This window comes from Streptomyces sp. LS-MS-L19 (assembly GCF_058382285.1).
In genome coordinates this window covers 5,375,561-5,395,129 of the sequence record NZ_JBYCLL010000001.1, presented here as the reverse complement: position 1 = coordinate 5,395,129, position 19,569 = coordinate 5,375,561, and the positions used below count along the sequence as shown (strand labels likewise).

18 protein-coding genes are annotated in these 19,569 nt (G+C 70.9%); 10 read left to right on the top strand and 8 right to left on the bottom strand.

The window, feature by feature from the left end; all coding sequences use genetic code 11:
* Positions 1-103 precede the first annotated feature (103 nt).
* Entirely contained in the window at positions 104-634 is a 531-nt protein-coding gene (locus AC2XR2_RS24155; RefSeq protein WP_381299059.1) for a YbjN domain-containing protein, read from the bottom strand.
* A gap of 141 nt (positions 635-775) precedes the next feature.
* Between AC2XR2_RS24155 and AC2XR2_RS24150 the strand changes: the two genes are divergently transcribed.
* Positions 776-1,264, top strand: coding sequence for a hypothetical protein (locus AC2XR2_RS24150; protein WP_381299058.1), 489 nt, complete (start codon positions 776-778; stop codon positions 1,262-1,264).
* Positions 1,265-1,335: 71 nt separating this feature from the next.
* On the opposite strand, the gene clpB is transcribed toward AC2XR2_RS24150, so the two are convergent.
* Positions 1,336-3,933: an ATP-dependent chaperone ClpB gene (clpB, locus tag AC2XR2_RS24145; protein ID WP_381299055.1), complete on the bottom strand. Its 2,598-nt coding sequence runs from the start codon at positions 3,931-3,933 to the stop codon at positions 1,336-1,338.
* 126 nt (positions 3,934-4,059) lie between these two features.
* On the opposite strand from clpB, the gene AC2XR2_RS24140 reads away from it, so the two are divergent.
* Positions 4,060-4,473, top strand: a complete 414-nt coding sequence (locus tag AC2XR2_RS24140; RefSeq protein ID WP_491516278.1) for a pyridoxamine 5'-phosphate oxidase family protein — start codon at positions 4,060-4,062, stop codon at positions 4,471-4,473.
* Between the two features lie 129 nt (positions 4,474-4,602).
* On the opposite strand, the gene AC2XR2_RS24135 is transcribed toward AC2XR2_RS24140, so the two are convergent.
* Both AC2XR2_RS24135 and AC2XR2_RS24130 read right to left on the bottom strand, forming a co-directional pair.
* A complete protein-coding gene (locus tag AC2XR2_RS24135; protein ID WP_028809089.1) occupies positions 4,603-4,938 on the bottom strand; it encodes a Rieske (2Fe-2S) protein in 336 nt (111 codons plus the stop codon).
* Positions 4,939-4,943: 5 nt separating this feature from the next.
* Positions 4,944-5,105 carry a hypothetical protein gene (locus tag AC2XR2_RS24130; protein WP_381299053.1) on the bottom strand — a complete coding sequence of 54 codons (162 nt, stop codon included), beginning with the start codon at positions 5,103-5,105 and terminating at the stop codon, positions 4,944-4,946.
* Positions 5,106-5,233: 128 nt separating this feature from the next.
* Between AC2XR2_RS24130 and AC2XR2_RS24125 the strand changes: the two genes are divergently transcribed.
* Genes AC2XR2_RS24125 through AC2XR2_RS24110 form a run of 4 tightly spaced genes read left to right on the top strand, consistent with a single transcriptional unit; the run spans position 5,234 to position 9,301 of the window.
* Complete coding sequence (locus AC2XR2_RS24125; RefSeq protein WP_381299052.1) at positions 5,234-6,274, top strand: helix-turn-helix transcriptional regulator; 1,041 nt, start codon at positions 5,234-5,236, stop codon at positions 6,272-6,274.
* On the top strand, positions 6,271-7,257 hold the full coding sequence (locus AC2XR2_RS24120) for a LuxR C-terminal-related transcriptional regulator (RefSeq protein WP_491516277.1): 987 nt from the start codon (positions 6,271-6,273) through the stop codon (positions 7,255-7,257). Before AC2XR2_RS24125 ends, AC2XR2_RS24120 begins: the two co-directional genes overlap by 4 nt.
* Positions 7,254-8,249 (top strand): helix-turn-helix transcriptional regulator, encoded by a 996-nt coding sequence (locus AC2XR2_RS24115; protein WP_381299050.1) that lies wholly within the window; start codon positions 7,254-7,256, stop codon positions 8,247-8,249. Before AC2XR2_RS24120 ends, AC2XR2_RS24115 begins: the two co-directional genes overlap by 4 nt.
* Positions 8,246-9,301, top strand: a complete 1,056-nt coding sequence (locus AC2XR2_RS24110; protein ID WP_381299049.1) for a helix-turn-helix transcriptional regulator — start codon at positions 8,246-8,248, stop codon at positions 9,299-9,301. The genes AC2XR2_RS24115 and AC2XR2_RS24110 overlap by 4 nt, the downstream gene beginning before the upstream one ends.
* Here AC2XR2_RS24110 and AC2XR2_RS24105 read toward each other — a convergent pair.
* Positions 9,264-10,334 carry a helix-turn-helix transcriptional regulator gene (locus AC2XR2_RS24105; protein WP_491516276.1) on the bottom strand — a complete coding sequence of 357 codons (1,071 nt, stop codon included), beginning with the start codon at positions 10,332-10,334 and terminating at the stop codon, positions 9,264-9,266. The two genes, AC2XR2_RS24110 and AC2XR2_RS24105, sit on opposite strands and share 38 nt — an antisense overlap.
* Positions 10,335-10,715: 381 nt before the next feature.
* Here AC2XR2_RS24105 and AC2XR2_RS24100 point away from each other — a divergent pair, with 381 nt between their 5' ends.
* Genes AC2XR2_RS24100 through AC2XR2_RS24090 form a run of 3 tightly spaced genes read left to right on the top strand, consistent with a single transcriptional unit; the run spans position 10,716 to position 14,031 of the window.
* Positions 10,716-12,257, top strand: coding sequence for a circularly permuted type 2 ATP-grasp protein (locus AC2XR2_RS24100; protein ID WP_491516275.1), 1,542 nt, complete (start codon positions 10,716-10,718; stop codon positions 12,255-12,257).
* Positions 12,254-13,192, top strand: a complete 939-nt coding sequence (locus AC2XR2_RS24095; protein WP_381299046.1) for an alpha-E domain-containing protein — start codon at positions 12,254-12,256, stop codon at positions 13,190-13,192. Before AC2XR2_RS24100 ends, AC2XR2_RS24095 begins: the two co-directional genes overlap by 4 nt.
* Entirely contained in the window at positions 13,189-14,031 is an 843-nt protein-coding gene (locus AC2XR2_RS24090) for a transglutaminase family protein (protein WP_381299045.1), read from the top strand. The genes AC2XR2_RS24095 and AC2XR2_RS24090 overlap by 4 nt, the downstream gene beginning before the upstream one ends.
* Before the next feature lie 52 nt (positions 14,032-14,083).
* Here the strand turns inward: AC2XR2_RS24090 and AC2XR2_RS24085 are convergent, their stop codons facing one another.
* Positions 14,084-15,187 carry a sugar ABC transporter substrate-binding protein gene (locus AC2XR2_RS24085; protein WP_330265527.1) on the bottom strand — a complete coding sequence of 368 codons (1,104 nt, stop codon included), beginning with the start codon at positions 15,185-15,187 and terminating at the stop codon, positions 14,084-14,086.
* A 240-nt stretch (positions 15,188-15,427) separates the two neighbouring features.
* Between AC2XR2_RS24085 and AC2XR2_RS24080 the strand changes: the two genes are divergently transcribed.
* Positions 15,428-17,857 (top strand): PA14 domain-containing protein, encoded by a 2,430-nt coding sequence (locus AC2XR2_RS24080; RefSeq protein WP_491516274.1) that lies wholly within the window; start codon positions 15,428-15,430, stop codon positions 17,855-17,857.
* Between the two features lie 55 nt (positions 17,858-17,912).
* On the opposite strand, the gene AC2XR2_RS24075 is transcribed toward AC2XR2_RS24080, so the two are convergent.
* Both AC2XR2_RS24075 and dnaJ read right to left on the bottom strand, forming a co-directional pair.
* The gene (locus AC2XR2_RS24075) at positions 17,913-18,359 is read right to left on the bottom strand and encodes a heat shock protein transcriptional repressor HspR (RefSeq protein WP_449348917.1); all 447 of its coding nucleotides are present in this window, start codon (positions 18,357-18,359) and stop codon (positions 17,913-17,915) included.
* Between the two features lie 5 nt (positions 18,360-18,364).
* Entirely contained in the window at positions 18,365-19,546 is a 1,182-nt protein-coding gene (gene dnaJ / locus AC2XR2_RS24070) for a molecular chaperone DnaJ (protein ID WP_356463722.1), read from the bottom strand.
* Positions 19,547-19,569 lie beyond the last annotated feature (23 nt).

Genomic DNA, 19,569 nt, shown 5'->3' with positions numbered 1-19,569 from the left:
CGGTCGTGGGGACCGGTGCCCTGGCCGGGCTCTCGTCGGCTACGGCGCGTACCTGGTCGTACGCGCCCATACGCCTCTGCAGCGGTGGAACGGGGCAGAACGCCTACTCGTCGTCGCCCTCGGGCTTCTCCGCGTCGTTGACGTCCTCCTCGAGGCCGAGCTGTTCGACAAGCCACTTGTCGAACTCGATGGCGGCGCGCACCCAGCTCACCGTGGAGGACACGAAGTGCTCCAGGGCGACGCCGGTGCCGATCAGCATCTGCGCCTCGCCGATCAGCCGGACGGTGCCGTCGTCATGGGTGTGGCTGTAGACCTTGGGCCACAGGGTGCGCCGGTTCCAGTCGTCGATGGACTCCAGCAGCTGGGGCTTCTCGTCGATCTTGTGGGGCCGGTCGTAGAACGTCCGCACCGAGAAGACCTGCTGGTCGGCCTCGCCACGGAACATGAAATACGTACGGAACTGCTCCCACGGCGCTGCGAGGTCACCCTCGTCGTCGACGACATACTTCAGCTCCATCTGGTCGAGGAGCTGCTTCACGAGATCCTGATCCGGGACGACGGGGCCCGCCGGTCCTTGGGGCTGCGGCTCGGGCTGGCCCCCGAAGTTCGGAATCGAGGACGGGTCGATGGTCACCGTGAATTTCCCTTCGTACGGATTCCGCCATCCTCCCCCATCCGGGGAGGGGGGTGGCAAGCCCCGACAGACCCTGTCCTCCCAGGGCTGACATGATCCGGACAGCCCAGGTAGAACTGGGTCCGACCATTGGGGGAACACATGACACAGACGGACATCGAAACGGTGGCGGAACAGGACGGGCGGGGCAGGACCAGATGGGGGATCTTCCTCTCGATCCTCGCCGTGCCGACGCTGGTGGTGGCGGCCCTGCTCGCGCTGCTGATCGCGTGGCTGTTCACGGACGACTCGGTCGCCGCCGACGTGAAGAAGACCTCGTGCGCCCAGGCCCTGGCCTTCGGGGGGATGCAGATGCCGGAGGGGGCGAACGACGCCTGGTGCGGGCTGGAGGCCGGTTCCAAGCCCCGCTACACGGCCCGCTTCCGGATGCCGCGCGCCGAGATCGACGCCTGGGTGGCGGCCGGCTTCCCGCTGGGGCCGAAGCTGCGCACCACCCAGTGCGGCGACGCCCAGATCGACGCGTGCCTGGACGCGGGCCCGGTCGCGGGGGAGCGGGCCTCCGTGCAGATCGAGATCACCCACGACAGCCGCAACTGGTCCGAGGTGCGGTTCGTGGCGTTCACGCTGTGAGCGGTGCGGCGGGGACCCGACCAGCCCCCGCCCGACCCCTCAGAGCGTCTTGCCGGCCGCCGGTCCCACGATCAGAGCGTCTTGCCCGTCGCCGGTCCCACGATCAGGCCGTCGCCGAAGGCGTCCACCCGGACCGTGTCGCCGTCCTTGACCTCGCCGGAGAGGATCTCCTTGGCGAGGCGGTCGCCGATCGCGGTCTGGACCAGCCGGCGCAGCGGGCGGGCGCCGTAGGCCGGGTCCATGCCCTCGACGGCGAGCCAGGCCAGGGCCTCGTCGGTCACCTCCAGGGTGAGCCGGCGCTCGGCGAGGCGCTTGGCGAGCCGGTCGATCTGGAGGCGGGCGATCCGGCCGAGCTCGTCCTTGCTGAGCGCCGAGAAGACGACCAGGTCGTCCAGCCGGTTGAGGAACTCCGGCTTGAAAGAGGCCCGTACGACCTCCAGGACCTGCTCCTTCTTCTCCTCCTCGCTGGTGATCGGGTCGACGAGGAACTGGCTGCCCAGGTTGGACGTCAGCACCAGGATCGCGTTGCGGAAGTCGACCGTACGTCCCTGACCGTCCGTCAGCCGCCCGTCGTCCAGCACCTGGAGGAGCACGTCGAAGACCTCGGGGTGGGCCTTCTCCACCTCGTCGAGGAGCACCACGCTGTACGGCCGCCTGCGCACCGCCTCGGTCAGCTGGCCGCCCTCCTCGTAGCCGACGTAGCCGGGAGGCGCGCCGACCAGCCGGGCCACGCTGTGCTTCTCGCCGTACTCCGACATGTCGATGCGGACCATCGCCCGCTCGTCGTCGAAGAGGAAGTCGGCGAGCGCCTTGGCGAGTTCGGTCTTGCCGACGCCGGTGGGGCCGAGGAAGAGGAAGGAGCCGGTGGGCCGGTCGGGGTCGGCGATGCCGGCCCGGGTGCGCCGTACGGCGTCGGCGACGGCCTGTACGGCCTCGCTCTGGCCGATCAGCCGCTTGCCCAACTCCTCCTCCATGCGCAGGAGTTTCTGGGTCTCGCCCTCCAGGAGGCGGCCGGCCGGGATGCCGGTCCAGGCGGCGACGGTGTCGGCGATGTCGTCGGAGCCGACCTCCTCCTTGACCATGGTGTCCCTGGCGGCCTCCTCCTCGGCCTCCGAGGCGGCCTCCAGGTCCCGTTCCAGGGTGGGGATCTCGCCGTACAGCAGCTTGCTGGCGGTGTCGAAGTCGCCGTCGCGCTGGGCGCGTTCGGCCTGGCCGCGCAACTCGTCCAGCTTCTCCTTGAGTTCACCGACCCGGTTGAGGGACTGCTTCTCCTTCTCCCAGCGGGCGGTCAGGCCCCGCAGCTCCTCCTCCTTGTCGGCGAGGTCGCGGCGCAGCCGCTCCAGGCGCTCGCGGGAGGCCGGGTCGGTCTCCTTCTCCAGCGCCAGCTCCTCCATCTTCAACCGGTCGACCCCGCGCTGGAGTTCGTCGATCTCGACGGGTGAGGAGTCGATCTCCATGCGGAGCCGGGAGGCCGCCTCGTCGACGAGGTCGATGGCCTTGTCGGGCAGGAAGCGGGAGGTGATGTACCGGTCGGAGAGGGTGGCGGCGGCGACCAGCGCGCTGTCGGCGATCTGGACCTTGTGGTGGGCCTCGTAGCGGCCCTTGAGCCCGCGCAGGATGGCGATGGTGTCCTCGACGGTCGGCTCGGCGACCAGCACCTGCTGGAAGCGGCGCTCCAGGGCGGGGTCCTTCTCGATCCGCTCCCGGTACTCGTCGAGGGTGGTGGCACCCACCATGCGCAGCTCACCGCGCGCCAGCATCGGCTTGAGCATGTTGCCGGCGTCCATCGAGGAGTCGCCGCCGGCGCCCGCGCCCACGACGGTGTGCAACTCGTCGATGAAGGTGATGATCTGCCCGTCGGAGTCCTTGATCTCCGCGAGCACGGTCTTCAGCCGCTCCTCGAACTCACCCCGGTACTTGGCTCCGGCGACCATGGCCCCGAGGTCCAGCGCGACCAGCCGCTTGTCCTTGAGCGACTCGGGCACGTCGCCCTTGACGATCCGCTGGGCGAGTCCCTCGACGACGGCGGTCTTGCCGACGCCGGGCTCGCCGATGAGGACGGGGTTGTTCTTCGTACGGCGGGACAGCACCTGCACGACCCGGCGGATCTCCTGGTCGCGGCCGATGACGGGGTCGAGCTTGCCGTCCCGCGCGGCGGCGGTGAAGTCGGTTCCGAACTTCTCCAGGGCCTTGTACTGGCCCTCGGGATCGGCGGTGGTCACGCGGCGCCCTCCCCGGGCTTTCTGGAAGGCGTCGACCAGCTTCTTCTGGGTGGCGCCCTGCTGGGTCAGCACCTCGGCGGCCGGTCCGCCCTTGGCGGCGATACCGATGAGCAGGTGCTCGGTGGAGAGGAACTCGTCACCGAGGTCCTTGGCACGGGCCTGCGCGTCGGCGATGACGGAGAGCAGGTCGCGGTTGGGCTGCGGGGGCGCGACGGTGGACCCGGTCACGCTGGGCAGCGCGGCCAGGGCCTTCTCCGCGCCCGCCCGCACGGCGGCCTGGTCGGCGTCGACGGCGGCCAGCAGATCGACGATGTTCTCGTTGTCCTGCCCCTGGAGCAGAGCGAGGAGCAGGTGGGCGGGGGTGAGGTCCGGGTGTCCCTCGGTCACGGCCCGGTTGCTGGCCGCGTTGATCGCGTCCCGGCTCCGGTTGGTCAGCTCGGCATCCACGTGTCCGTACTCCTCCTGGTGTCGCTCCGGTACCGGCTCCTGCACTGACTCAGTCAGCGTACATAAAGTTGAGTCTATTCCACTCAAGGCGGTCTTCGGGAGGACTGGGAGGACTAACGTCCCGGCATGACCTCCTACGCCCAGGATCCGGGTGCCCCGGACCCGTCGTACCTCAGCTTCTGGCGGGAACGGCATCTGTGCACACTGACCACCCCGCGCCCGGACGGCACCCCGCACGTGGTGCCCGTCGGGGTGACATACGACCCGGAGGCCCGACTTGCTCGGGTGATCGCGAGCGAGACGAGCGCGAAGGTGCGGCACGTGCTGGCGGCCGGCGAGGAGGGCGCGGCGGTGGCGGTGTGCCAGGTGGCCGGGCCGCGCTGGGCGACGCTGGAGGGAAGGGCGCGGGTCAGCAGGGACCCGGAGCGGGTCGCGGAGGCGGTGCGGCGCTACGCCGAGCGCTATGAGCGGACCCCGGCGCCGAACCCCCTGCGGGTGGTCATCGAGATCTCACTGACGGGCGCGATGGGGCGTTTTTGAGCCACGGGCCGATCATCCGATAGCCGGAAATGTCGCCCGGAAACTGCAGCGGCGTCACCGTGTTCAGGTCACGGTGACGCCGCTGCGGGGGGAAGCACCTGAGCGATCTGTTACGACGGGGGAATCGCGTCAGGCACTGCGGGGGGTGGCTGAGATGGTCCGGGGGGTGGGGGTTTCCGGTTCCACCAGCCGATGGTCTCGTTGGTCCAGGTTCACAAAGATCATTCCGTACCGAATGGCACACCGAACGGGCTGCGGCGCCCCCCGAGGCCGCCGCAGACACCGGTACGCCCGCACGTCCTCGTCCTCGTCCCGCGTGACGACCACCGGTTCGCCGAAGACGGTCACCATCAACGAGTCACCGGGGTGGGGGATCGCGGTGACGAGGTCGATGAAGTGCCAGCCCGAGCGGTAGGCGGTGGCCATCTCCCTGCGGAAGGAGCGGTCGTCGGGTGGAGTAGTCATGTCAGTCAGTCCCAGACCGTGTCCGCCGGGAATGCCTGCGCCTCCTCACCGATGACCACGGTTTGCGCGGTCCCGGCGGCACCCACTCCATGAACGTCGCTCTTCGCGCCGGAGAGGCCGGCGATCGCGCCGAGAGCCACAACGGTGGAGAAGGCGGCGACAAGCACCGAGCGAAGCATTCTGTTACGCATAGTCGGCTTCGTCCTCACTTGAAGGTCCCCTTTTCCCCCGTCGAGTAAGACGATGGCTCATTCGGGCACGTCATGGCCACACGAACGGTGCATCATGTTCCTGCATGTTCAGGACCCTGGGGGGTGGAAATTTGGTATCGAATGGGACTAAGGCGACACATCCCCATGCGGTGACCGAGTTGTGTGAGGAAGGTGGCCGTCTTTACGCCACCGCTCTGCGGACAGGCCACGTCTCGCGTGCGGACGCGGAGTCGGTTCCCTGTCTGCTGGAGTTCGCCCTCCTGCACCCCGATCCGGACGACGCGAACTGGATGCTCCCGGTTCCCCCGTCGGTCGCGCTCGCCCAGCGGCTGAACCCGCTGGAGCACGAGATCACCGAGCGCAGACGGATGTCGATCGAGCTGGCCGACGCCTTCGAGCCGTTCATGGCGCTGAGTGCCCAGCAGGTGGCACCGGCACACTCGATCACGGTCCTGGAGGGGCTCGACCGGATCAACACCGCGCTCGACCTCGCGACCTCCCAGTGCCAGTCCGAGGTGCTCACCGTCCAGCCGAGCCGGGGCCAGCGTCCCGAGAACCGGCTGATCGAGGGGCTGGAGCGGGACCGGACCCTCATCGAACGGGGGGTCCGGATCCGGACCCTCTACCAGCACGTCGCCCGGTACAGCCCCGAGCGGCTGGCCTACATGGAGCAGTTCGCCGACGGGAAGGTGGAGTACCGCACCATCGACGAGCTGGTGGAGCGGCTCATCATCTGCGACGAGACGGTGGCCTTCATCCCCGTCCGGGACGACCGGCAGGTCGCCCTGGAACTCCGGCACCCGGGTCTGGTGGGCTACCTGGTCAAGGTCTTCGAGTTCATGTGGAGCCGGGCGGTCCCGCTGAGCGCCGGCGCCCCCTACGAGACGGCGCCGGACGGCATCACCGACATCCAGCACTCCATCGCCAAACTCCTCGTCGAGGGGCACGTGGACGAGGCGATCGCCCGGCGCCTGGGCATGAACGTCCGCACCTGCCGGGCCCACATCGCCAAGCTCGCGACCGCCCTCGGCAGCGGCAGCCGCGCCCAGCTCGGCTTCCTCATCGCGCAGTCGGGCATCCTCGACCAGGGTCACTCGGCATCGCAGGGGGACGGCCGTCCGTGACCGGGCCGCACCCGCACGGCACGGAAGACCTGTGCGAGGCGGGCCTGAACCTGTACACCCGCGCCCTGAACGAGGGCCGGGTGAACGCCGGGGACGCGGACGGGGCGCCTTGTCCGATCGACCTCGGGCTGTTGCAGCCCGCCATGGAGAACCCACGGCACCTACACCCCGCGGACCCGACCCTCGCCCTCCACCGTCTGCTGCGGGGGACGGCGGAGCGCGTCGCGCAGGAGCGACGTCGTGAGGAGCGGCTGGCGGCGGTGTTCACGTCGCTGGCCGGCATCGGCCCACAGTCCGCCGCGCTCGCGAAGCCGCCCGCGATCAGCGTCCTGAGCGGTCTCGGCCGTATCGGCGAGGCCATCGAGCGGGCCCTGGCGGGAGCCTCGGGCGAGATGCTCGCCATCCAGCCCCAGACCCACCACACTCCCCCTCCCGCCCTGTATGCCGAAGCCCTGGTCCGCGATCAGGCGCTGCTCGACCGCGGTGGCCGTATCCGCACCCTCTACCAGCACACCCAGCGCCACGCCCCCAGCGTCCTCGCGCGCTACGAGCGCCTCCGGGGCGACGTAGAGGCCCGCACCCTCGACGAAGTCACCCCGCGGCTGATCGTGATCGACCGCCAGGTCGCCTTCATCCCCGCCAACCAGGACCGCACCCTCGCCCTGGAGGTCCGTCACCCCGCCCTGGTGGCGTTCCTCGCCACCACCTTCGACCGGCTCTGGCGCCTCGCCACCCCCATGCACCCCCGGGCCGTCGAACCGCCCTCCCCGGACGGCGTCACCTCCCGCCAGCGCGCCATCGCCGCCCTCCTCGTCGAGGGCCACACCGACGCCGTCATCGCCGACCGCCTCGGCATGAACATCCGCACCGCCCGCGTCCACATCGCCAAACTCGCCGCCACCCTCGGCAGCGAGAGCCGCGCCCAACTCGGCTACCTCATCGGACGGTCCGGCATCCTCGAGCAGGAAGGAGTCACACGATGAGGCCGCCGCATCCCGAGCACGGTGTGGAGGACCTGTGCGTGGCGGGGACGGAGCTGTACACGCGTGCCCTGCGTGAGGGGCATGTGCTCGGTGCCGACGCGGAGGAAGCGCCCTGTCTGCTCGACTTCGGGCTGCTGCATCCCGCCGTCACGGACCCCGGCCGGCTGGAGCCGGTCGCCCCGGCCGTCGCCCTGCACCGCATGCTGCGGATCGCCGAGGAGCGCATCGCGGAGGAGCGGCGGCGGGAGGCCCGGCTGGCCGAGATCTTCGAGCCGCTGCTGCGGATCGACGGCGGCCGTACCGGCGCCGACGACTCCTCGATGATCAGCGTCCTCAGCGGGACCGACCTCATCAGCCGGGTCATCGGCCAGGCCATGGCGGGCAGTTCCGAACTGCTGTCGATCCAGCCGAACACCAGCGACCGACACGCCCAGCCGCCCCCGTTCGTGCATGTCGAGGCCTTCGACCGCGACCAGGCCCTGCTGGACCGGGGCGGCCGGATCCGCACCCTCTACCAGCACACCCTGCGCCACGCCCCCAGCGTCCAGGCCCGCTACGAGCGCCTCCGGGGCGACGTCGAGGCCCGCACCCTCGACGAGGTGACCGAGCGTCTGATCATCGTGGACCGGACCGTGGCCTTCGTCCCGGCCAACAAGGACCGCACCCTGGCCCTGGAGGTCCGTCACCCCGCCCTGGTGGCCTTCTTCGTCACCGCCTTCGACCGGCTCTGGCGCCTCGCCACCCCCATGCACCCGCAGGCCGTCCAGCAGCCCACCCTGAACGGCGTCACGCCCCGCCAGCGCGCCATCGCCGCCCTCCTCGTCGAGGGCCACACCGACGCCGTCATCGCCGACCGCCTCGGCATGAACATCCGCACCGCCCGCGTCCACATCGCCAAACTCGCCGCCACCCTCGGCAGCGAGAGCCGCGCCCAACTCGGCTACCTCATCGGGCAGTCCGGGATCCTCGGGCAGGAGGAGGCGGGCGAGTGACGAGTGCGGCCGCCCACCCGGCGCACGGCCCGCTGGACCCGTGCCCCCAGGCCATCGAGCTCTACGAACGCGCTCTGCGCCAGGGCGGTATTGGGAGCCAGGACGCCTCGGCCGTCCCCTGCCTCACCGAGAGCGGCCTGTTCCGGCCGCCCGGAGAGGCCCCCGACCATCACCGACCCGACCCGCACGACCCTGCCCACGAGGCCCCCGCCGCCCCGCTCCCCGCCCGGCTGGAACCCGTACCGCCCGCCCTCGCCCTCCACCGCCTGCTCCGCGCCACCACCGACCACGTCGTGCGTGAGCGTCAGTACGGCGAGCGACTCGCCGAGGCGTTCGCGCCGCTGACGCGGATCGACGCGCGGCGCGCCCCGGCGGCCGACCGGAACCCGGCGGTCAGGGTGGTCAGCGGGACCGGCCGGATCAACGCGGCCATCACCGAGGCGATGACCGGCGCCGCCCGCGAACTCCTGTGTGTGCAGCCCAATCTGCACTACAGCGACAGCCGGGGCGCCGCCGCCCAGGTGGTGGCGATGGACCGGGACCAGGCGCTGCTGGACCGCGGCGGCCGTATCCGCACCCTCTACCAGCACACCCAGCGCCAGATGCCGCTCGTCCTCGCCCGCTACGAGCAACTCCGCGGCGACGCCGAGGCCCGGTCCCTGGACGAGGTCACCGACCGGCTCATCGTCGTCGACCGGGACGTGGCGTTCATCCCCGCCGGCGCGGACGGCAGGCTGGCGCTGGAGGTCCGGCATCCGGCACTGGTGGAGTTCCTGGCCGCCACGTTCGACCGGCTGTGGTGGCAGGCCACGCCGATGTACCCGCAGACCGTGCACCGGCCCAGCCTGAACGGGGTCACGCCCCGTCAGCGGGCCATCGCCGGGCTGCTGGTGGAGGGGCACACGGACGCCGTCATCGCCGACCGGCTCGGCATGAACATCCGCACCGCCCGCGTCCACATCGCCAAGCTCGCCGCGACCCTCGGCAGCGAGAGCCGCGCCCAGCTCGGCTACCTCATCGGACGGTCCGGGATCCTTGATCGGGGAGCGTGAGGGAGGTGACGGAGGCCGGGGCGGAGGTGCTCGGGTCCGGTGACGGGGACCCGGCGGCGCCGTCCAGGCCCACCTGCGCTATCCGCACGCCCAGCTGCGTACGGCTGGCCGCCCCCAGGGTCTCCGACAGGCGCGCGATGTGGGCCCGGCAGGTGCGCACGCTTATGCCGAGGCGTTCCGCGATCACCGCGTCCTGGTGGCCCTCCGCGAGCAGGGCCGCGATGGACTGCTCGCGGTGGGAGATGCCCTCGATGCCGGTGTCGGGGAGCGGGGCGGTCAGCGGGATCGCCAGCCGCCACAGCCGCTCGAAGACGGTCACCAGGTACTCCACCAGCGCGGGGTGCCGTAGCTCCAGGGCGAGGGTGCGGTCGGCGTTGGCGGGGATGAAGGCGACCGTGCGGTCGAAGAGGATCAGCCGGTCGATAACCTCGTCGAGGGTGCGGGCCTGGACCGAACCGCCCATCAGCTCCAGGTAGTTCAGCAGGCCCTGGCCGTGCCGCGCCACATGGGTGTACAGGTCCCGCATCCGTACGCCCCGGCCGCGCAGCGCCAGCGCCCGGTGCAGGCCCTCGGTCAGCTCGTGCTCGGGGCGGATGCCGCCCGGCTGGACCGTGAGGACCTCCGTGGTGCAGGCCTCGGTGGCCTCGTCCATCGCGGCCTGGATGCGGGAGAGGCCGTCGAGGACGCGGATCGCGGTCCCCTCGCCGGCACCGCCCGCGACGACGCTGGGCGCCAGGCCCGCGTACCGCTCCACGGCGGCGACCGCGGCCCCGACCCGGCGCTGGCTCGCGCTGACCTCGTCGTGGACCTCGCGCAGCAGCCGGGTCATGACCTCCTGCGGGGCCGTCGGCACCAGCCAGTCCATGTCGTCGGGGTCCGGGTGCAGCAGGGCCAGTTCCAGCAGACAGGGCACCGGCCCGGCGTCGTCGCGCGGCACCCGGCCGCGCCGTACGGCCCGGGAGTACACCCGGTCCCCGGCCTCGCACAGCCGGTCAGCACCGTGTGGATGGTCGTCCGCCCCGTAGCCGGTCATTGCCCATCCCACCCCCGGTTCCAGCGTCTACCGCCCTCTTGTCCTGTTCCCCATCGGGGCGTCGAAGCCCCCTCGGCTCCGCAACTATGCGCGGCCCGGACCGGCTCCGCAACACGGCTCCTCGGGCGAGAGGCCGGGAGAACACCCGGTATGTCCCAGCCTGCGGGCCGGCGGGGGCTGATCGCGCAGTTCCCCGCGCCCCCAGACAAGGCGGGCACAGCAGAACGGGCCGCCACTGCACCAACCCAGGGGCGCGGGGAACTGCGCGACAAGCCCCCACCGGCCTGCACTCGCCCGCCCGCGGAGCGACCCGCTCCGCGCGTCAACTCCCGGAAATCGCACAGTGATCAGTTCGTTACGTGCCGCACTTAACGTCAGGTCATGGCGGACATATTTGACGCGTACGCGCTGGCCGACGCGTGGGACGAGATGTTCGAGCGGCCGGGTGAGGTCAGGACCGCCTATGAGCCGGTACTGGCAGCGCTCCAGCCGATCGAACCGAGTGAACTCAGGTTCCGGGCCGACCAGATGGCCCGGACGTTCACCGACAGAGGCGTGACCTACGCCTTCGCGGGCGAGGAACGGCCCTGGCCGCTGGACCTCGTGCCCAGGATCCTCGACGCCCTCGAATGGGATCTCGTACAACGCGGGGTGAGCCAGCGGGTCCGGGCCCTGGAGGCCTACCTCGCCGACGCCTACGGACACGCCCGAGCCTTCGAGGACGGGGTGGTGCCCTGGCGGCTGCTGCTGAACTCCCCGCACTTCCACCGGGCCGCCCAGGGGATCGAGCCCGTGGGCGGCGTACGCATCCATGTCGCCGGCATCGACCTCGTCCGGGACGAACAGGGCGACTTCCGGGTCCTGGAGGACAACGTCCGGGTGCCCAGCGGGGTGTCGTACGTGATCGAGAACCGGCGCGCGATGACCCGTGTCTTCCCGTCCCTGTTCGCCGAACAGCATGTGCTGCCCGTCGACGGTTACGCGCAGAAGCTGCTCGCCGCCCTGCGCGCGGCCGCCCCCGACGGGGTCCAGGACCCCCGGGTCGTCGTCCTGACCCCCGGGCCCAACAACGCCGCCTACTTCGAACACGCCCTGCTCGCCCGGCTGATGGGCGTCCAGCTGGTCGAGGGCCACGACCTGGTGTGCCGGGGCAACCGGGTGTGGATGCGCACGACCCGCGGCGAGGTGCCCGTCCATGTCGTATACCGGCGCCTGGACGACGACTTCCTCGACCCGCTGCACTTCCGCCCCGACTCGGTGATCGGCTGCCCGGGCATCCTCGGCGCGGCCATGGCGGGCCATGTCACCCTCGCCAACGCGGTCGGCAACGGCATCGCGGACGACAAGCTGCTCTACACCTACGTCCCGGACCTGATCCGCTACTACCTCTCCGAGGAACCGATTCTGCCCAACGTGGAGTCGTTCCGCCCGGACGAGCCGGGCCAGTTGGAGGCCGTCCTGGACCAGATCGACCAGCTGGTCGTGAAGCCGGTTGACGGGGCCGGCGGGCAGGGCATCGTCATCGGCCCCAAGGCCGACCGCGAGACCCTGGAGAGGACCCGTGAGGCCGTCCGCAGGGACCCCCGCGGCTTCATCGCCCAGCGCCCGGTCGCCCTGTCCACCTCTCCCACCCTCGCGGGTGAACGCATGGCGCCCCGCCACATCGACCTGCGCCCCTTCGCCGTCAACGACGGCAGCGACATCTGGGTCCTGCCCGGCGGCCTGACCCGGGTCGCCCTCCAGGAGGGCAACCTGATCGTCAACTCCAGCCAGGGCGGCGGCTCCAAGGACACCTGGGTGCTCGCCGAGGGCCCCGCCGAGCCGCCCACGCCCGCGAACGGCACCGCCCTCCTCGACATCGCCCCACGTCAGCACGGTCCCGCCGGCCACCGCACCGTCGTACAGGAAGGGGCGCAGCAGTGAACGACGTGATCCTCTCCCGGATAGCCGAGGCCCTCATCTGGACCGGCCGCTATGTCGAGCGGGCGGACGCCACCGGACGGATCCTCGACGCCTACCTCCACCGGATGCTGGAGGACCCCTGGCGCGACGAGGACGCGGCCTGCCGGTCGTTGTACGCGATCCTCGGCATGGACGCCGGCGGCAGACCCGTCGACATGCAGCAGGTGCTGGACCAGCTGGCCTTCGACGCCCGTTCGACGGCGTCCATCGAGGGCGCGCTCGGCGCCGCCCGGCTGAACGCCCGCAGCGCCCGGGAGGCCGTCTCCTCGGAGATGTGGGAGTGCCTCAACTCCACCTGGCACGCGCTCGCCGACCAGCGGCTCGCGGCCCGCCGTACCGGCCCCTACGCCTATCTGGAACTCGTACGGCGGCGTGCGGCCCTCTTCTTCGGGCTCGCCGACTCCACCATGAGCCGCGACGACAGCTGGCGCTTCGTGGTGCTCGGCCGGAGTCTGGAGCGGGTGGACATGACCGTACGGCTGCTGTCGGTCCGGGTGCTCGACGCGGCCCACGCGCCCGACTGGCCGACCCTGCTGAGCGCGTCCGGCGCCGACGAGGCGTACGCGCGCCTGTACGGCGGCTTCGGCGACACCCCGCGGGTGGCCGAGTTCCTGCTCCTGGACCGGGACTTCCCGCGCTCCGCGCTGCACGCCCTGACGACGGCGGAGGAGTGCCTGACCGCGCTCGGGCGCCCCCGCCAGGACCCCGCGCGCCGCCCGATCGGCCGGATGCGGACCCGCCTCGAATACCTCGACCTGCACGCCCTGGAGGAGCAACTCCCCCTGCTGCTCCGCGACTTGCAGACCGCGTGCATGGCCTCCGCGGAAGCGGTGGCGGAGCGGTTCTTCCCGTACCAGGGGCCCGTCGAGTGGGCCCAGGAAGGAGCCGGACGATGACCCGCCGCCTCCGGATCGAGCACGTCACCGAGGTGGCGTACGCCCAGCCCGCCGCCTCGTCCCACAACGAGGTCCGGATGACCCCGCTGACCCTGCCGGCCCAGACCACCCTGGACGCCCGGGTCACCGTCAACCCGACCACGCCGACCTGGACGTACTGGGACTACTGGGGCACCCAGGTCACCGGCTTCGACCTGATGGACCCGCACGGCCGGCTCACCATCACGGCCTCCAGCCTGGTCGAGACCACCCCGCCGGAGCCGCTGCCGGCCGCGCCCAGCTGGGCCGAGGTGGCCGAACGCGTCGCGCGCTCCCGCCTGTTGGAGTTCGCGAGCCCCACGGGCCGTACGACGGTTCCGGCGAAGCTGGCCAAGAAGGCCCGCAAGGCCGCGGCGGGCCTGGACCCGCACGAGACGGCGCTCGCGGTGTCGGCGCTGGTCGCCGGCCGGGTGTCGTACCTGCCCGGCGCGACCAGCGTGAACACCTCCCCCGCGGAGGCCTGGGAGCAGGGCGCGGGCGTCTGCCAGGACATCACCCACCTGACCGTCGCGATGCTGCGGGCCGTCGGCCTGCCGGCCCGCTACGTCTCCGGCTACCTCCACCCGGAACGCGAGGCCGAACTGCACCGGCCCGTCGCCGGGCAGAGCCATGCCTGGATCGAGTACTGGGCGGGCGACTGGTGCGGCTACGACCCCACCAACGGGGTGCGCGCCGACGAGTCCCACGTGGTGGTGGCCCGGGGCCGCGACTACGACGACGTGACCCCGCACAAGGGGATCTACCGCGGTGTGCCGGGCGGGCCGCCGGAGGTCACGGTGGAGTTCACGAGGGTGGCCTGAACGGCCGGGAGGGGCCGGAGGAGAGATCCTCCGGCCCCTCCCCGCGCTTCGGCTAGGACAGTCCCGCCGCCGCGCAGGCGCTCTTGTACTCCGAGGTGCAGATGTCCTTGACGGTGTAGATGCCGTCCTTGACGACCGTGCTCTTGATGTTGTCCTTCGTCAGCGCGACGACCTGGACGAGCTGGGCCGGGATGTCCTTGTTGGTGGGGCTGTCGACGCTGTCCGTGGCGAGGGCGTCGAACTGGATGTCCTTGCCCTGGATCTTGGTCACGGCCATCTCGGCGGCGGCCTCGGCCTCGTCCGGGTACGGCTTGTAGACGCTCATGTACTGCTCGCCGGAGACGATCCGCTGCACCGCGGCCAGCTCCGCGTCCTGGCCGGTGATCGGCGGGATCTTCGTCATGCCCGCGTCCTCCATCGCCTGGATGGCGGCGCCGGCCATGGCGTCGTTGGCGGAGTACACGGCCTTGATGTTGCCCTTGCCGATCGCGCTGATCGCCTGCGTCATGTCCTTCTGCGCGACCTCCGGCTTCCAGCCGTCGACGTCGTACTGCTCGGCGATCGTCACCTTGCCGTTGAGCTCGGACATCGCGCCCGCCTTGAACTGTCCGGCGTTCGGGTCGGAGGGCGAGCCGTTGATCATGACGATCTTGTCGGAGGTGTCGATGTCGGAGCCGAGCGCCTCGACGAGGGAGCGGCCCTGGACCTCGCCGACGAGTTCGTTGTCGAAGGAGACGTACCCGTCGATCGGACCCTCGGCGAGCCGGTCGTAGGCGATGACCGGGATACCGGCGTCCTTGGCCTTCTCCACCATGCCCGCGATGGCGTGCGAGTCGACCGCGTCCAGCAGGATGACGTCGACCTTCTGGTCGATCATCTCCTGCATCTGCGCGGCCTGCTTCTTCGCGTTGGCCTCGCCGTTGGCGTAGACCGTCTTGCCCTTCTTGTCCGTGAGCTGCGCGACCTTCTTCTGGATGATCGGGTAGTCGAACTCCTCGTAGCGGGTGTTCGTCTTCTCCGGCATCAGCACACCCACGGTGATGTCGTCGCCCTTGGTCGGGCTCGCCTCGCTCCCGCTCGCGGCGCCGAGCGCCCCGCAGGCGGCCAGCGAGAGGGACATCGTGGACGCTGCCACGGCTATGGCGATACGACGCATGGGGCTGCTCACTTCTGATGCTTTCCGGACGCGGGCGCGGCATTGCGGCCCATGTGACTGAAAAGCCAACGCGGCGGCGACCCGCGGAGTCAAGCGGAATCACTTAACGAGTGCGCAACGCCACTCTCCGCCGATGCTGTGAAGACTTCGCGCGAACACCCGTACAACCAACTTCACACCTCGCGAGTCGTGATCACGACAGCCTCACAACTGCTGTTCCGTATCCGACCAGAGGATCGAATGAAGTCAGCCAGCCGCACGACCGCCGGCGCGGTGGTCCTCGCCACCGCCGGCACCCTGTTCACCGTGACCGCGTCTCCGGCCTCGGCCGCCACGACCTGCGCCTCCCCGGTGTTCAAGCGCCAGTTCTTCGCGAACACGTCCTTCTCCGGCACCCCGAAGAAGACCGACTGCGACGGCGCGATCGACCAGAACTGGAGCGGCGCACCCGCCTCCGGCCTCCCGAAGGACAACTTCGGCGTGCGCTGGAGCGTGACCCGCGACTTCGGCTCCGGCGGCCCCTTCGCGCTCAGCGCCACCGGCCTGGACGGCATCCGCGTCTACGTCGACGGCGTCCGCAGGATCGACCTCTGGAAGAACGTCTCCACCACGGTCAAGAAGACCGCCAACGTCACCGTCCCGTCCGGCAAGCACACCCTGCGCGTCGACTACGCCAACTGGACCGGCACCGCCAAGGTCAAGGTCACCTACACCCCCCGCACCACCGCCGACATCGACAAGGTCAAGCCCCTCACGCCGACCGGCACTTCGGTGTCGTACGACAAGACCACCCGCAAGACCAAGGTCGCCTGGGCGAAGAACAAGGAGATGGACCTCGCCGGGTACAAGCTGTACCGGCGGCTCAAGGGAACGTCGTTCGGCAGCAAGCCCGTCGCGACGACGACCGGCACGTCGTACACCGACAGCACGCCGCCCACCGGCGCCACCTACTACTACGAGGTGCGCGCCTACGACAAGGCCGGCAACACCTCGGGCGGCACCGCCGACCAGCCCGTCACCACCGTGGACACGACTCCGCCCGCGGCGCCGTTCCTGGAGATGGACTCGTGCCCGGTGGGCCAGCCCTACGCGGCACCGGAGCTCGTCACGACCGCCGAGAACGCGGCGGACATCGCCCTGTACGAGATGCAGCGGCTCGACCCCGTCACCCACACCTGGACCACCGTGTACACCGGGACCAAGGGAGCGATCTGCGACACCGGTTACGCCGCCGACGGCAGCAAGGTCACCTATCGCGGCCGGGCCCGGGACGCCGTCGGGAACTGGTCCGCGTACTCGGCGGCCACCACCTTCACCACGTCCGACCTGACTCCGCCCGCCACCGCCGCCGACGCGCGCGTCGAGTACCGGTCGGGCGTTCCGCACGTGGTCTGGTCGGCCGTCGACGGGGCGGCCTCGTACCAGGTCCTCCAGTACGACCCGGCGACCGGCGGCTGGCTCGACGCGCTGCCCGGCGCCACCGGCGACACCCCGACCACCACCACGGGGACCGACGTGGTGCCGCGTCAGCTGGTCGCGGTCGCCGACAGCTACCGGTACGCGGTGCGCTCGGTGGACGCGAAGGGCAACGCGGCCGCCCCGGTGGAGGCCACACTGACCCTGGCCGACCGGCCCGAGGCGATCGCGCCGTTCAGCACCACCGCCCGCCGTTTCGACGAGGGGGTGATGATCGAGTGGAGCAGCGCCGACCCGTGGACCTTCGGCGAGGACAGGCCCCTGCTCACCTACCGGCTCGCCCGCACCGACAAGGTGACCGGCGAGCGCAGCGTGGTGGCCGCGTGCAAGCCCGACAGCTCGCAGGACCTGCCCCTGACGGACCCGAAGACGTACTGGACCTGGAACACCGGCGACGCCCCCGACTACGCCGGTCCCCGGCAGATCAACGGCGTCTGCTGGGACGTCTCCGGCGCCTCCGAGACGACGTACGACTACACGGTCGTGACAATCGACCCGTACGGCCATGAGTCGCAGCCCGGCCCCGCCGCCACCGCGACCACGCCGGACACCGTGCGCCCGGCCCCGGTGCAGAACCTGGCCGCCGAGCAGATCCCGCTCGGTGTGCGCCTGACCTGGACTCCGCCCGCCGACGACGACGTCCAGGGCTACCGGGTCTGGGAGGGCGTCACCGACCCGGAGACCGGCGAGACGCAGTGGAAGGAGAACTGCTGGACGGGCAGCTCCTTGTCCAAGACCGAGATCCTCTGCCCGATCCTGCCCGACGGCAGCACCCACACCTACAAGGTGGCCGCCACCGACGGCTCCCCCCTCATCGACGCGTACGCGGGGCCCGCCGCGTTCCACCCCGCCGAGCTCTCCGTCACCCTGCCCGACACCCGTCCGCCGGGCTGGACCGGGACCACGGTCCGTGAGGACCAGTACCCGACCGTGGACGTCGGCTGCGACGAGACGGACGGCCTCGGCGACTGCGCCCGGCTGACCGACTACCGCGTGGAGCGCTGGGACCCGGACCGGGCCGCCTATGTCACCCTGCACACCGCCAAGGTCGGCACGCCCACGCTGTACGTGGACTACACCGTGCACGAGGACCTGTTGGGGCTGTACTACTACCGCGTGGTGTTCACCGACGCCTCGGGCACCGAGCAGGCGGTGCGGCAGCAGGCGTACGGCATCTGGGAAAGCTGGCTCTGAGCGCACGGGAAAGGGGCCCGGAGAGATCTCCGGGCCCCTTCTCGTGCGTGCGTGCCTAGTCCCTGGCCTTCTTCGGCCGCCACACCACCAGCGCGCTGGTCTGCTGGACCTCCTGGTACGGCACCAGGTCGCGGCGGTACGACGCGTGCACCGCCGCCTCGCGCTGCTGCATCGCCGCGGCCGCGCCCTCGACGGCGGCCTGGAGTTCGGCCACCCTCGACTGGAGCGCCGCGACCTGGTTCTCCAGTTCGATGATGCGCTTGATGCCGGCGAGGTTGATGCCCTCGTCCTGCGACAACTGCTGGACGGTGCGCAGCAGTTCGATGTCGCGGGCCGAGTAGCGCCGGCCCCGCCCGGCCGTGCGGTCCGGGGAGACCAGGCCGAGGCGGTCGTACTGGCGCAGTGTCTGCGGGTGCAGGCCGGAGAGTTGGGCCGCCACCGAGATGACGTAGACCGGGGTCTCCTCGGTCAGTTCATACGGGTTGCGTCGACGACCGTCCACTCGAATCATGCTCCCTTCGCGGCCTGGAACAGCTCCGCCCGTGGGTCCTCACCCACGGTCGCCTCGCGATACGCCTCCAGCGCGTCACGAGCCTTCCCCGACAGCTCGGTCGGGACACTCACCTCGACGGTGACCAGCAGATCGCCCCGGGTGCCGTCCTTGCGGACCGCGCCCTTTCCACGGGCCCGCATGGTGCGGCCGTTGGGGGTGCCCGGCGGCAGTTTCAGCGTCACCGCGGGACCGCCCAGCGTCGGCACCCTGACCTCACCGCCGAGCGCCGCCTCCGCGAAGGTCACCGGGACCGTCACCGTGAGGTTGTCGCCCTTGCGGCCGAAGACGGGGTGCGCGGCGACGTGCACGGTGACGTACAGGTCGCCCGCGGGTCCGCCGCGCTCGCCCGGCGCGCCCTTGCCGCGCAGCCGGATCCGCTGGTTGTCGGAGACCCCGGCCGGGATGCGGACCTGCATGGTCCGGGAGGACTTGGCCCGCCCGGAGCCCTTGCAGACCTCGCAGGGGTTCTCCGCCATCAGGCCGCGGCCCTTGCAGTCGGGGCAGGGGTCGGTGAGGGAGAACCCTCCGCCGGAGCCCCGCGCCACCTGGCCGGTGCCGACGCAGGTCGGGCACACGCGCGGGTTGCCGTTGGCGTCACCGGTGCCCGAACAGGCCTTGCAGGGGGCCTGCGAGGACATCCTGAGCGGGACCGTCGCTCCCTCGATCGCCTCGGTGAAGCTGAGGGTGACCTCGGTGTCGATGTCCTGCCCGCGCCGCGGCTGGACGCGCGTAGTTCCCGAGCTGCCCCTGTTGAACAGGCCCCCGAAGACGTCTCCGAGTCCGCCGCCGAAGCCGCCGGCTCCCTGGCCCCCGCCCTGGGCGCCGCCTCCGAAGAGGTCGCCCAGGTCGAAGTTGAAGGAGCCGCCCGCGCCGCCCGGCCCCGGACGGAAACCGCCGTTGCCGAACAGGGTGCGGGCCTCGTCGTACTCCTTGCGCTTCTTGGGGTCACCGAGGATGTCGTTCGCCTCGGAGATCTCCTTGAAGCGCTCCTCGGCCTTGGCGTTGCCCTTGTTGGCGTCCGGGTGGAACTCGCGGGCGAGCTTGCGGTACGCCTTCTTGATCTCGGCCTCGGTGGCGTCCTTGGGGACGCCGAGGACCTTGTAGTAGTCCTTCTCGATGAAGTCCTTGGTGCTCATCCCCGACGCCCCTCCTTCCGGTC

Bases quoted from the DNA above. Each gene is read 5' to 3' on its own strand.
- AC2XR2_RS24150 (WP_381299058.1), top strand. From the start codon at position 776: ATGACACAGACGGACATCGAAACGGTGGCGGAACAGGACGGGCGGGGC.
- AC2XR2_RS24140 (WP_491516278.1), top strand. From the start codon at position 4,060: ATGACCTCCTACGCCCAGGATCCGGGTGCCCCGGACCCGTCGTACCTC.
- AC2XR2_RS24135 (WP_028809089.1), bottom strand. From the start codon at position 4,938: ATGACTACTCCACCCGACGACCGCTCCTTCCGCAGGGAGATGGCCACC.
- AC2XR2_RS24125 (WP_381299052.1), top strand. From the start codon at position 5,234: ATGTTCAGGACCCTGGGGGGTGGAAATTTGGTATCGAATGGGACTAAG.
- AC2XR2_RS24115 (WP_381299050.1), top strand. From the start codon at position 7,254: ATGAGGCCGCCGCATCCCGAGCACGGTGTGGAGGACCTGTGCGTGGCG.
- AC2XR2_RS24105 (WP_491516276.1), bottom strand. From the start codon at position 10,334: ATGACCGGCTACGGGGCGGACGACCATCCACACGGTGCTGACCGGCTG.
- AC2XR2_RS24100 (WP_491516275.1), top strand. From the start codon at position 10,716: ATGGCGGACATATTTGACGCGTACGCGCTGGCCGACGCGTGGGACGAG.
- AC2XR2_RS24090 (WP_381299045.1), top strand. From the start codon at position 13,189: ATGACCCGCCGCCTCCGGATCGAGCACGTCACCGAGGTGGCGTACGCC.
- AC2XR2_RS24085 (WP_330265527.1), bottom strand. From the start codon at position 15,187: ATGCGTCGTATCGCCATAGCCGTGGCAGCGTCCACGATGTCCCTCTCG.
- AC2XR2_RS24080 (WP_491516274.1), top strand. From the start codon at position 15,428: ATGAAGTCAGCCAGCCGCACGACCGCCGGCGCGGTGGTCCTCGCCACC.
- dnaJ (WP_356463722.1), bottom strand. From the start codon at position 19,546: ATGAGCACCAAGGACTTCATCGAGAAGGACTACTACAAGGTCCTCGGC.